The sequence below is a fragment of the Streptomyces sp. NPDC097640 genome (assembly GCF_040302705.1).
Taxonomy (GTDB): Bacteria; Actinomycetota; Actinomycetes; order Streptomycetales; family Streptomycetaceae; genus Streptomyces.
In genome coordinates this window covers 86464-99417 of sequence record NZ_JBEOSB010000033.1, presented here as the reverse complement: position 1 = coordinate 99417, position 12954 = coordinate 86464, and the positions used below count along the sequence as shown (strand labels likewise).

General features: G+C 73.9%; 5 protein-coding genes. 1 reads left to right on the top strand and 4 read right to left on the bottom strand.

Annotated elements, in window-relative coordinates:
• Window positions 1–16: 16 nt before the first annotated feature.
• Both ABTY62_RS38865 and ABTY62_RS38860 read right to left on the bottom strand, forming a co-directional pair.
• Entirely contained in the window at window positions 17–1459 is a 1443-nt protein-coding gene (locus tag ABTY62_RS38865; RefSeq protein ID WP_352134083.1) for an NAD(P)/FAD-dependent oxidoreductase, read from the bottom strand.
• Between the two features lie 142 nt (window positions 1460–1601).
• Window positions 1602–2474: a nuclear transport factor 2 family protein gene (locus ABTY62_RS38860; RefSeq protein ID WP_352134082.1), complete on the bottom strand. Its 873-nt coding sequence runs from the start codon at window positions 2472–2474 to the stop codon at window positions 1602–1604.
• A 223-nt stretch (window positions 2475–2697) separates the two neighbouring features.
• On the opposite strand from ABTY62_RS38860, the gene ABTY62_RS38855 reads away from it, so the two are divergent.
• A complete protein-coding gene (locus ABTY62_RS38855; RefSeq protein WP_352134081.1) occupies window positions 2698–3978 on the top strand; it encodes a cytochrome P450 family protein in 1281 nt (426 codons plus the stop codon).
• 66 nt (window positions 3979–4044) lie between these two features.
• On the opposite strand, the gene ABTY62_RS38850 is transcribed toward ABTY62_RS38855, so the two are convergent.
• Together ABTY62_RS38850 and ABTY62_RS38845 are read right to left on the bottom strand one after the other, a co-directional pair.
• Window positions 4045–6414 carry a type I polyketide synthase gene (locus ABTY62_RS38850; protein WP_352134080.1) on the bottom strand — a complete coding sequence of 790 codons (2370 nt, stop codon included), beginning with the start codon at window positions 6412–6414 and terminating at the stop codon, window positions 4045–4047.
• 27 nt (window positions 6415–6441) lie between these two features.
• Window positions 6442–12945: an SDR family NAD(P)-dependent oxidoreductase gene (locus tag ABTY62_RS38845; protein WP_352134079.1), complete on the bottom strand. Its 6504-nt coding sequence runs from the start codon at window positions 12943–12945 to the stop codon at window positions 6442–6444.
• Window positions 12946–12954 lie beyond the last annotated feature (9 nt).

The following is a 12954-nucleotide window of genomic DNA, read 5'->3' as shown; positions in this document are numbered from 1 at the left end:
GGGCCTGCGGGGTGGGTTATCCGAGCACGCCGTTCGCGGCGTTGCCGGGCGGCTTGAGCCCCACCATCTCCAGCTCGTCCGGGTGGAACGGCGGTTCGACGAGCTCCGGGTACTTGGTGTCGGTCCGCAGCAGCGACAGGAAGTGGGAGTCGCCCAGGGCCTTCTGCGGCGTGTTCAGGCTGAGCACGCTGGTGGCGACCTCGCTGACCTTCGGCGAGCGGATCGACCGGTCGGCGACGTAGTCGGAGAACCTCAGCCGCTCGGGGGTGTCCGGGTCGGTCAGGCGCGGGTCGTCGGTGCGGATGCGGCAGTTGACGTACTGGATGTCCTTGAGCCCGGCCATGATCCACGGGTCGTCGACCATCTCGCTCAGCGCCCGTTGGACCCGCTGGGTGCCGCCCTCGGCGAAGGCGAAGGCGTCGCCCGCCAGTTGCGTGTCCAGGGCCTCGGCGGCGCGCGCGGCCGTGCTCATGCCGTGGCCGTAGACGGGGTTGAACGCCGCCAGCGAGTCGCCGATGACCAGCAGGCCCTGCGGCCACTGCGCCATGCGCTCGGGGTAGAGGCGCTGGTTGGCTCCCGAGTGCGAGGGGAAGATCGGGCTGATGGGCTCGGCCACGCCGATGAGGTCGCTGACGATCGGGTGCCGCAGCATCTTGGCGAAGCCCGTGAACTCGTCCTCGTGGGTGGGCAGCGGGGCGCCACGCGTGCTGGTGAGGGTGACCAGCCAGCGGCCGCCCTCCTGGGGGTACACCACGCCGAAGCGGCCGGGGCTCCGGGTGCGGTGGTCGGCGGCGACCATGACCGCGGGGAAGGTGCCGCTCACGCCTTCGGGCGCCTTGAACATGCGGGTCGCGTAGCCGACGCCGGCGTCGACCACGTCCTGCTCGACGGCCGACAGGCCGAGCCCCGCCAGCCAGCGGCCCAGGCGCGAGGCCCGCCCGGTGGCGTCCACCACCAGGTCCGCCTCCAGCGGCCGGGGCTCGCCGCCGGCCACGTCACGCACCAGCACTCCGGAGACCTTGGAGCGGTCTCCGACCAGGCCGACGACCTCGGTGCCCTGCTGCACCTCGATACGGCCACTGGAGAGGATCGCGTCACGCACCACCCAGTCGAGCAGGGGACGCGTGCACATCATGGCGTAGGTGGTGGCCGGGAAGCGGTACTGCCAGCCCGAGGCGGTCAGGGTCACCAGGTCGCGGTTCCAGCCGATCTGGCGGGCGCCGGCCGCCAGCAGCCGTTCGATGGTGCCGGGCAGCAGGTTCTCGACGATGCCCGCGCCGCTTGACCAGAGTATGTGGACGTGGCGGGCCTGTGGTTGGCCCTTACGGTGGAGGGGTCCGTCGGGGAGGAGGTCACGCTCCACCACGGTCACGGATTCCAGATGGCGGGCCAGCACATGGGCGGTCAGCATGCCGGCCCATCCGCCGCCCAGGACGACGGCACGTGTCGGTGTGGTCATGGCGCGGAAGTCCCTCCGAAACGGGCTCGCCTGATGTGGCATTCGTCTATCGCCTCGGACACCGTCACGAGGGTGTCCCAAGCGGCTTAAGTGCGTCTTGCCGTTTCCTGCCGCTCCTCGGCGCCGCTGCGCCGGACGGCAGTCAGCGGGCGGGGTCCGGCCCGATGTCCCCGAAGGTGGTGTCCGTGATCCCCCAGAAGCCCTGGATGTGCACGCCCAGGCCGTCCTTGTTCAGTTCACAGACGGTGATCATGCGCATGCGCATCTTCTCCGGCACAAAGATCCGGGCGTCCCCCCGGATCACCACGAACCGTCCGTCCATCGAGGACACGGGCCGTCCCAGGATCTCGTTCACCTTGCCCGCCGAGCCGTGGGCCACGTGCTTGGCCAGGGCTTCCTTGCCGCACAGCTTCATGCGCCCCACCGGGTCCTCGAAGACGACATCGTCCGAGAACAGGGCGACGGTCCCGGCCACATCGCCCGACTCCAGCCGCCGGGCGTAGGTGTACGGCAGCTGCCGCAGAGCCGCCTCGTCGGGGGTGATGGACTCGGGACCGCGGAAGGACTCCGCCGCGCCGTCGGCCGATGTCTCGATGTCGGGTCGGCCCCAGAACGCCCGCATGTCCTCGATGAGGCCGGACTCGCCGACGCGGAGCAGCAGCGCGTAGTGGCAGCGCAGGCCCGACGGCTCCGCGGCCTGCGGCGCGGGCAGCCAGCCGCGGTCGGCGTATTCCGGGCCGCGCGGCCGGTAGTCCATGACCGCGGTGATCCGGGACAGCACATGCGCGCCGTCCTGCCCGACCACCGTGTCCTCGACGGTCTCGGCGACGTTGCCGGCCACCGCGCTCTCGAAGTGTGCGCGCAGCGCCTCGTGTCCGGCCCGGCCGCCGGCCCCCACGGGGTCCTCGAACGTGGCGTCCTTCGCGTACAGCTCCAGGAGCGCGTCGACATCGCCCGCACTCAGGCGCCGGCTGTGTTCGCGCGCGATCGACTTGCGGTTGCGCTCGTTGATCACCGTGTTCTCCCTGCTTCCCCGCATCGCTGAGACCAACGGAGCGGTGATTTCGGAACGGGAATGGCAAGGGCTCATGCTCGCCGAGCGCTCTTAAGCGGACCTACCGAACCGGCCCGCGCCCCGCCTCGGGTCACCGCCTCGGGTCCCGCCCCGGTGACAGGACTGCTTAAGCGGGATGGGCGATCATCACCCGCAGGGATGGCCGACGACGGAAGGCCCGAAGATGACACCAGCAGGTGAGGCCGAGACGCCCGGCGAACCGGACCGCTGCCCGTTCGCCATCAACGCGGCCGAGCTGACCGCCGATCCGTACGGCGGCTTCGGGCGGATCAGGGAGGAGACGCCCGTCGCCCTGGCGCGCGTGGCGGACGGCCGGAACGCGTGGGTGATCACCCGCTACGAGGACGTGGTCTCCGTGCTCACCGACGAGCGCTTCGTCAGCAACTCGCGGTCGATCCCGGGATGTACGACGGATCACCACGCCGAGTCGCTGCGCTGGCTGGGGTTGTCCAAGGACCTCGTTCCCCATCTCGCCGAGGCCATCACACAGCTCGATCCGCCGCATCACACACGGCTGCGCACGCTCGTCGCGCGGGCGTTCTCGGCGCGGCGGGTGGCCGACTTGAAACCGCGGATACGGGCGTTGACGGACGAGCTGGTCGACGGTCTGCCGGGCCGCGCCGTGGACGGCACGGTCGACCTGATGGAGCACTTCGCCCACCGCCTGCCCATCGCGGTCATCTGCGAGCTGATCGGCGTGCCGGCCGAGGACAGGGCGATGTGGCGCGAGTGGAGCCACGGTTACACCGACGCCCTCTCGCTGAGCCGTGTGCTCTCGGAGTCGACCGCCTACCTCCGCACGCTGGTCGAGCGGCGCGGTGCCGAGCCGGCCGACGACCTGATCACCGCGCTCATTCAGGCGCGGAGCGAGGACAGCGGGCGGCTGTCGGAGACGGAACTGGTCACCATGCTGTTCCACCTGGTGGTCGCCGGGCACGAGACGACCGCCGGTCTCATCGGCAACGGCGTCCTCGCGCTGCTGACCCACCCCGACCAGCGGGCGCTGCTGCGGAGCCGGCCGGAGCTGCTGCCCGGAGCCGTGCAGGAACTGCTGCGCCGGTGCAGTCCGATCGTCTTCGGCAAGCCGCGGTACGCCACGGAGGACGTCGTGGTCGCGGGCGCGCCGATCGGCAAGGGCGAGGTCGTCCTGCCCGTGCAGGGCGCCGCCAACCACGATCCGCGGCGCTTCCCCGACCCCGAGCGGCTGGACATCACCCGCTCTTCCGGCGGTGGGGGCGCGCAGCACGTCGCCTATTCGCGCGGACCGCACTACTGCCTGGGAGCCATGCTGGCCAACCAGGAGGCGGAGCTGGCGCTGGAGACGCTCTTCGGCCGCTTCCCGGAGCTGACCCTGGCCGTGCCGGAGAAGGAGCTGACGTGGCGCCCCGTCCCGGGCACCCGCCAGCTCGGCCGGCTGCCGGTGAAGCTGGGCGCCGAAGCCTGAGAGCCGTCCGAGCGGGGTGCGGGGCCGTACCGGTCGGTGCGGCCCCTCACCCCGCTCCGGGCGGTCTCACCGCGCCCCGTCGACCCGGCCCAGGTCGAACGCCGCGCGCCAGTAGCGTGCGCGCCGGAAGGCGTACGTGGGCAGGTCGACCCGGCGGGCGTCGGTGCCCGCGAACACCGCCGGCCAGTCCACGGCGGTGCCGTGGGCGTGCACATGGGCGAGGGCGGCGGCCGCGGCGGCCACCTCCCCGGCTCCGGGCCGCAGCGCGGCCACCGCGGGCAGCCCCTCGCCGTCGAGGAGTTCGGCCAGTTCATGGCCGCCCAGTTCGAGATAGACGGTGCCCTCCCGGGCCAGGGTGCGGGCCGTGGCGGCGAAGTCCCGCGGGGTGTCCGCCGGGTGGGGCGAGCCGGTCAGCGCCGCGCACGCCTCGGACAGCGTCAGCCGCCCGCCGAGGTGGTCGGCGGCCGGCCCGCCGGCGCCGTGGCCGCGTACGACGCCGGGCCGTACCCCCCACGACTCGACCAGCCGGAACAGCGCCACCTGGATCGCGAAGTCCCTGGCCGGGCCGGTGAGCATCGCGTCACGGGCCTCGGATCCCACGGGGGCGTCGAGCTCCGCACACACCGCGTCGAACGCGTCGGCGAACGCCGGGAAGGCGTCGTACAGCTGCTTGCCGGTGCCGGGCGCGAGGGCGTGGCCGGTGAGCAGGACGACGAGCCGGTGGCGGCGTCCGGCCGAGCCCTGGACGACGCGGGGCGAGCCCCTTCCCCCGGCCAGCGCCCGCAGGCCGTCCAGCAGCTCCTGGCGGCTCTCGCCGACGACCACACCGCGGTGTGTCAGCGCGGCCCGGGACGTCACGAGCGACAGGCCGACGTCGGCGGGCCGGAGTTCGGGCCGCCGGTCGAGGTGGGCCAGCAGCCGCGTCGCCTGCCCGCGCAGCGCGTCGGGGTCGCAGCCGGAGACCGGCCAGAGCACCACACCGGCGGCCGCCGGCCCTCGTCCCGCCTCCGCCTCCGGCAGCGGGGACGGCGGCACGGGATGGTCCAGGTGTGGTGCCTGTTCCAGGATCACGTGTGCGTCCGTGCCCCCGAATCCGAACGCGGACACCCCGGCCCGCCGCGGCCGGTCCGTCGCGGGCCAGGGGGTGGCCTCGGTGAGCAGCCGGATCCGGCCCTCTTCCCAGGAGATGTGCGGTGACGGCACCTCGGTGTGCAGGGTGCGCGGCAGCACGCCGTGGCGCATGGCCTGCACCATTTTGATCACCCCGGCCACACCGCTGGCCCCCTGTGTGTGGCCGAGGTTGGACTTCACCGACCCCACCGGCAACGGGCGGTCGGCGGGGCGGCCCTCACCGTAGACGGACGCCAGCGCCCGCGCCTCGACCGCGTCGCTGAGCAGGCCGCCGGTGCCCTGGCCCTCGACCGCGTCGACCTCGTGCGGCTCGAGCTCCGAGTCGGCCAGCGCCTGCCTGATCAGCCTGCGCTGGGCGGGGCCGTTGGAGGCGCTCGCGCCGTTGGTGGCGCCCTCCTGGCCGATCGCGCTGCCACGCACGACGGCGAGCACCGGGTGGCCGTGCGCGCGGGCGGCGGAGAGCCGCTCCAGGAGCACCACGCCCGCCCCCTCGGCGAAGGCGATCCCGTCGGCCCCGTCGGCGAACGAGCGGCAGCGGGCCGCGACGGGCAGCCCTATCCCCCGGCCGCTGCCGATGAACGAGTCGGGGCTGGACATCACGGTGACACCGCCGGCCAGGGCCATGGAACACTCGCCGCCGCGCAGCGCCCGGCAGGCCAGGTGCAGCGCCACCAGGGAACCGGAGCAGGCGGTGTCGAGGGTGGCCGTGGGCCCTTCGAGGCCGAAGACGGAGGCGATACGGCCGGAGAGCACGGCGCTCGAACCGCCGGAGGCGAGGTGGCCGAGCAGCTCGTCGGGGACGTCCTTCAGGTGGGGGGTGTAGTCCTGTCCGGTGGTGCCCACGAAGACTCCGTAGCGCCGGCCGCCGGCCGACCGCGGGTCGATCCCGGCCCGCTCGAACACCTCCCACGCGAGCTCCAGCAGCAGCCGCTGCTGGGGGTCCATCACCGACGCCTCGTCCGGCGAGATCCCGAAGGGCCCGGGGTCGAACTCGGCCGCGCCGCCGAGGAATCCCCCCTCCGCGACCGCGCTGCGCACCGCCGGGTGGGCGTCGGGACCGCACAGGCCGTCCAGGTCCCAGCCCCGGTCGCGTGGGAAGGCGCCGATCGCGTCCCGCTCCTCCGTCAGCAGGGTCCACAGGTCGTCCGGGGACTCGACGCCACCGGGGTAGCGGCAGGCCATCCCGATGATCGCGACGGGTTCCCGGGCTGCCGCGCGCAGTCGGTCGTTCTCCTTGCGCAGCCGCTCGGCCTCCCGCAGCGAGGCGCGCAGGGCCTCGACGATCTTGTCGTTGGCCACCGTCATGACATTCCTCCGAGGGGACGGCACACGTCAGGAATCGCCGTTGCGCAGGGCCATGTCCACCAGTTCTTCCAGCTCCATCGAGGCGAAATCGGCGCTGTCCGCACTGTCGGTGCTGTCTGCGCTTTCGGTGGTGTCGGTGGTGTCGGGTTCCTCGCCCAGCCGCAGCAGCGCGTCGAGCAGGCCGGACTCCTCCAGCCGCCGCAGCGGGACGGCGGCCAGCACCTCGCGCACCCGGCTCTCACGCGGGTCCGGAGGCGGGCTCCCGGCCGGGTCGGTGGGTGCGCTCCCGGCCGGGTCGGCGGGCGCGGCGATCCGCTCGCGCAGGTGCTGGGCGAGGGCCAGTGGGTGGGCGAAGTCGAAGATGAGCGTGGCGGGCAGGCGCAGGCCGGTCGCGGCCGAGAGCCGGTTGCGCAGTTCGACCGCGGTCAGCGAGTCGAAGCCCAACTCCTTGAACGTGCGGTCGTGGGCGATCTCGTCGGCCGAGCCGTGGCCGAGGACGGCCGCCATGTGCGCGCACACCGCCTCCAGTACGTAATCCTCGCGCTCCGCCTCCGGCAGTGCGGCGACCCGCTCCGCCAGCGACGGACCGCCGGTGCCCGCCGCGCCGCTGTCGGCCACGCGCCGCGCCCTGGTGCGGCCGGCCGCCGGGCGGCTGCCGGAGGCCGCCGTGGCCTGCCGGATCGGAACCAGCAGCGCGTCACCCGCGGCGTACGACCGGTCGAACAGCGCCAGGGCCTGCTCGGTGGGCAGCGGGTCCATGCCGGCCTGGCGGATGCGCTCCAGGTCTCCGTCGTCCAGCCGGCCGGTGAGCCGGCTGGTCTCCTCCCACATGCCCCAGGCCAGGGACTGACCGGGCAGGCCGTGGGCCCGGCGGTGGTGGGCCAGGGCGTCCAGGAAGGCGCTCGCTGCGGCGTAGTTGGCCTGCGAGGGGTTGCCGTTCACCCCGACGATGGAGGAGAACATGACGAACATCGCCAGATCGGCGTCCTTGGTGAGCTCGTGCAGGTGCGCCGCGCCGTCGGCCTTCGGCCGCAGGACCCGGGCCAGCCGCTCGGGGGTCAGGGAGTCGACCATGCCGTCGTCGAGGACGCCGGCGCAGTGCACCACACCGGTCAGCGGGTGTGCGTCGGGCACGCCGGCCAGCAGCCCGGCGAGGGCGTCGCGGTCGCCGATGTCGCAGGCCTCGACGGTCACGGTGGCGCCCAGGGCGGCCAGCTCCTCGCGCAGTTCGGCGGCGCCGGGCGCCTGTGCGCCCTGACGGCCGGTCAGCAGCAGGTGGCGTATCCCGTGGCGGCTGACCAGATGACGGGCGATCAGGCCGCCCAGGGTGCCGGTGCCGCCGGTGACCAGGACCGTGCCGTCCGGTTCGAGGGGCCGGGGCAGGGTCAGCACGATCTTCCCGATGTGTGCGGCCCGGCTCATCAGGCGAAACGCGTCGCGCGCCCGGCGGATGTCGAAGACGCGTACCGGAGGGTGGGTCAGCTCGTCGCGTGCGAACCGGGCGAGTACCTCGGTCAGGATCCGGCCGAGTCCTTCCTCTCCCGGTGCGCCGAGGTCGAGGACGCGGTAGCGGGCGCCGCGGTGCGTTTCGGCGAGCTGCTCGGGGTCGCGGACGTCGGTCAGGCCCAGCTCCACGAACCGGCCGCCGTCGGCCAGCAGGCGCAGCGAGGCGTCGGTGAACTCGCCGGCGAGGCTGTTGAGGACCACGTCGACCTTCGGGAAGGCGTCCTCGAAGTCCAGGTCGCGGGAGGAGGCGCGGTGGGCGGCGTCGATGCCCATGGCCTCCAGGACGTGGTGTTTGGCGGGGCTCGCGGTGGCGTACACCTCGGCGCCCAGGTGGCGGGCGATCTGCACGGCGGCCATGCCCACGCCGCCCGCCGCCGCGTGGACGAGAACCGACTCGCCGGCCTTCAGACCGGCCAGGTCCACCAGCCCGTGCCAGGCGGTCAGGAACGCGATGGGCACGGCCGCCGCCTGCTCGTCGGTCCAGCCGGGCGGGACGGGCACGGCGGAACGGGCGTCCGCCACGGCGGTCGAGCCGAACGCCCCCTGGAACATGCCCATCACGCGATCGCCGACGGCCACCGACGTCACGTCCGGGGCCACCTCGACCACCACGCCCGCGCCCTCGCTGCCCCGGATCACCGCGTCGCCCGGGTACATCCCGAGCGCGATCAGCACGTCCCGGAAGTTGACGCCCGCGGCGCGGACCCGGACCCGGATGCGGCCCGGGGCCAGCGGCGGGGGCTCCTCCGCCGCCTCCAGGGCCAGGTTCTCCAGGGTGGCGGGGCCGGTGATGTCCAGCCGCCAGTGGGGGTCCTCCGGCAGGGTCAGGGCGGCGCCGGACGCCGCGGGGACCAGGGCGGACACCCGTACCGTCCCGTTCCGGACGACGATCCGCTGCTCGCCCGCGGCGACCGCGGGGGCAAGGGCCCCGGGCAGCGCGGGTCCGTCCAGGTCCACCAGGACCAGCCGGTCCGGGTGTTCGGACTGCGCGGACCTGATCAGGCCCCACACCGGGGCGTGCACGAGGTCGGTGACGTCCTCGCCGTCGGAGGCGGCGACCGCGCCCCGGGTGACCACCACCAGCCGGGAGTCGGCGAACCGCTCGTCGGCCAGCCACCGCTGCACGGAGTGCAGCACCTCGCCCAGCCGGTGGCGCACCGCGCCGGGGAGGTCGGTGTCGTCCGGCAGCGGCTCGCAGGGCAGCAGTGTCACCAGCGGGACGGGCAGGCCGCCGTCCACCGCGGCGGCGAGCGCGTCCAGATCGTCGTAACGGGGCGCTCCGTAGCAGGTGGGTGTGGTGCCGGTGGCGACGGCGGCCCAGCCGTCGATGGCGCCGCCCACCGGGGCGCCGGTCAGGGGGGTGTACGTCACACGGAAGAGCGCGTCGCCGATGTCCTCGCCGCCGCCCTGGAGTTGCTCGGGCGTGAACGGCCGGGTCACCAGCGCGTCGATCGAGATCACCGGGCGGCCCGCGGCGTCGGTGGCGTGGACGGACATGCCGTCGTCGCCGACGGGCGCGAGCCTGACGCGCAGCAGCTCGGCGCCGGTGGCGGCCAGGGACACTCCGTTCCAGGCGAACGGCAGCGCCATCCGGCCCTGGCCACCGCGTACTTCGGGCAACCCGCTGGCCTGGAGGGCACCGTCCAGCAGCGCCGGGTGGACACCGAACGCGGCGGCCTGCCCGCGCTGCTCCTCCGGGAGGACGACCTCGGCGAAGACCTCCGTCCCGCGGCGGTACACGGCGCGCAGGCAGCGGAAGGCGGGGCCGTAGCGGTAGCCGGCCTCGGCCAGCTGGTCATAGCAGCCGTCCACGGGCACGGGCTCGGTGCCTTCCGGCGGCCACTGGGCGAGGTCGTACGGCTCGGCGTCCGGGCCGGGCGCCAGAGTGCCGGTGGCGTGCCGCAGCCACGGCCGGCCGCTCTCGTCGGCCGGGCGTGCGTACACGTTCAGGGTGCGGCGGCCTTCGCCGTCGGGGCGGCCCACCACGAGCTGAAGGTGGGTGCCGCCCTGGTCGGGCAGGATCAGCGGGCTCGCCAGCACCAGTTCCTCGAGCCAGTCGCAGCCCACCTCGTCACCGGCCCTGACGGCCAGCTCCACGAACAGGGCGCCGGGCACCAGCACCGCGCCGGCCACCGCGTGGTCGGCCAGCCACGGATGGGTGTCCAGGCCGAGCCGGCCGGTCAGGACCACCTCGTCGCCTTCGGCGAGGACGGTGACGGCCCCCAGCAGCGGATGGCCGGCCGCGGCGAGGCCGAGCCGGTCGGGGTCACCGGCTCCGCCGTCGGTGGCGTCCAGCCAGTAGCGCCGCCGCTGGAACGCGTAGGTGGGCAGGTCGGCGGGGCCGGTGCCGGCCGGGAACACCCGGCCCCAGTCCGCCTCGACGCCATGGACATGGGCCTGGGCCAGCGCGAGGAGGAAGCGGTCCCAGCCGCCCTCGTCCCGGCGCAGGGTGCCGAGGGCCGTGGCATTGACGCCTGCCTCGTCCACGGTCTCCTGCGCGCCCATGACGAGGACCGGGTGCGGGCTGCACTCGATGAACACGCTGTGCCCGTCGTCGAGGAGCGCCCGGGTGGCCTCTTCGAACCTCACCTGCTGACGGAGGTTGGTGAACCAGTACCCGGCGTCCATGGCGGTGCCGTCGATGCGCTGCCCGGTGACGGTCGAGTACAGCGGGACGGAGCCCGGCTTGGGCGCGATGCCCGCGAGGTCCTCGGCCAGCCGGTCGCGCAGCGCGTCGACGTGGGCGCAGTGCGAGGCGTAGTCCACGGGGACGCGCCGGGCGCGCACCCCGTCGGCCTCACAGCTCTCCAGCAGCTCCTCCAGGGCGTCGACGTCGCCGGAGACCACGGTCGAGGAGGGGCCGTTGACGGCGGCCACGCTCAGCCGGCCGTCCCAGCGCTCCAGTTGTTTCCCGACCTGCTGGACGGGGAGCGCCACGGAGGCCATGCCGCCGCGGCCGGACAGCTCGGGCAGCGCCTGGGAGCGCAGCGCCACGACGCGGGCCGCGTCCTCGACGGACAGCACGCCCGCGACGCAGGCCGCCGCGATCTCGCCCTGGGAGTGGCCCACCACGGCCGCGGGCTCCACGCCGTAGGACCGCCACAGCTCGGCCAGCGCCACCATCACCACCCACAGCACGGGCTGGACCACGTCCACCCGCTCCAGGGAGGGGGCTCCCGGCTCGCCTCTGAGCACCGATTCCACGGTGTACTCGGTGTGCCGCTCCACGGCCTGCGCGCAGCGGCGGAAGTGTTCGGCGAACACCGGGGAGGCGTCGGCCAGGTCGAGGGCCATGCCGGCCCACTGCGAGCCCTGGCCGGGGAAGACGAACACCGTCTCGCCGGGGCTGGGCACACCCGTGACCACATGGCCGGCGGGGACCCCGTCGGCCAGGGAGGCCAGCCCGGCCAGCAGCGCGTCGCGGTCGGCGGCGACCACGGCGGCCCGGTGCGACTGGGCGGCGCGCGAGCCGGCCAGGGCGAGCCCGACGCGGGTCGGGTCGGCTTCCGGCCGCTCGGTGAGGAAGTCGCGCAGCCGGGCGGCCTGGGCGCGCAGCGCCGCCTCGCCGCGCCCGGACACCAGCCAAGGGACCACCGGCAGTTCGATGGCCTGGGGGATCTGGGGGACCTGGGGGATCTGGGGAGCCTCGGGGGCTTCTTCGAGGATGACGTGCGAGTTGGTGCCGCTCATGCCGAAGGAGGAGACCCCGGCCCGGCGCGGGCCGCCGGTCCCGGGCCACGGCCGCGCCTCGGTCAGCACCTTCACGGTGCCCTCGGACCAGTCCACCTGATGTGTGGGTTCGTCCACATGCAGGGTGCTCGGCAGGACGCCGTGCCGCAGCGCCTGCACCATCTTGATCACCCCGGCCATGCCGGCGGCGGCCTGGGTGTGCCCGATGTTGGACTTGACCGAGCCGAGCCACAGCGGGGCGCCTTCGCCCCGCCTTCTGCCGTACGCGGCGATCAGCGCCTGTGCCTCGATGGGGTCGCCCAGCGAGGTGCCGGTGCCGTGCGCCTCCACCACGTCGATGTCCCGGGCGGACAGCTGGGCGTCGGCCAGCGCGGCCCGGATCACGCGTTCCTGGGCGGGGCCGTGGGGCGCGGTCAGGCCGTTGGAGGCGCCGTCCTGGTTGATCGCGGAGCCGCGGATCACGGCGAGCACCGGGTGTCCGAGGCGCTCGGCGTCCGCCAGCCGCTCCACCAGCAGGACGCCCACGCCCTCGCCGGGCCCGAAGCCGTCGGCCGCCGCCGCGAACGCCTTGCACCGGCCGTCGGCGGCCAGCCCGTTCAACTTGCTGAACTCCAGGAAGGTGCCGGGTGTCGCCATCACGCACACCCCGCCGGCCAGCGCCAGCGAGCTCTCGCCCTTGCGCAGCGACTGCACCGCCAGATGCAGAGCCACCCCGGACGACGAACAGGCGGTGTCCACCGTGAAGGAGGGACCCTCGAGGCCGAAGGTGTAGGAGATGCGGCCCGACATCGAGCTCGCGGCCAGCCCGGTGGCCATGTACCCGGCGACGTCCTGCGGGGCGCCGGCGCCGGTGCCGGCGTAGTAGATGGTGCTTCCGCCGATGAAGACGCCGGTCTTTGTGGCGCGCAGGGAGGTCACGTCGATACGGGCGCGCTCGATGGCTTCCCAGGCGGTCTCCAGCAACAGGCGCTGCTGCGGGTCCATCGCGAGCGCCTCGCGCGGCGAGATGTCGAAGAAGTCGGCGTCGAAGTCGGCCATGCCGCGCACGAATCCGCCCTCGCGCACATAGCTGGTGCCCGTCTCGCCGGAGTCGTTGAACATGCCGGGGTCCCAGCCCCGGTCGTCCGGCATGGCGGAGACCGCGTCACGGCCCGCGGACACCAGCTCCCACAGGGCCTCCGGAGTGTCCGCGCCACCAGGGAACCGGCAGGCCATACCGACGATCGCGATCGGCTGGCGGTCCCGGGCCTCCACCTCGCGGAGGCGCTGCTGAGCGTCATGCAGATCGGTCGCCACTCGTTTGAGGTAGTCGACGAGCTGTTCCTGGTTCGCCATGGCGGTCCT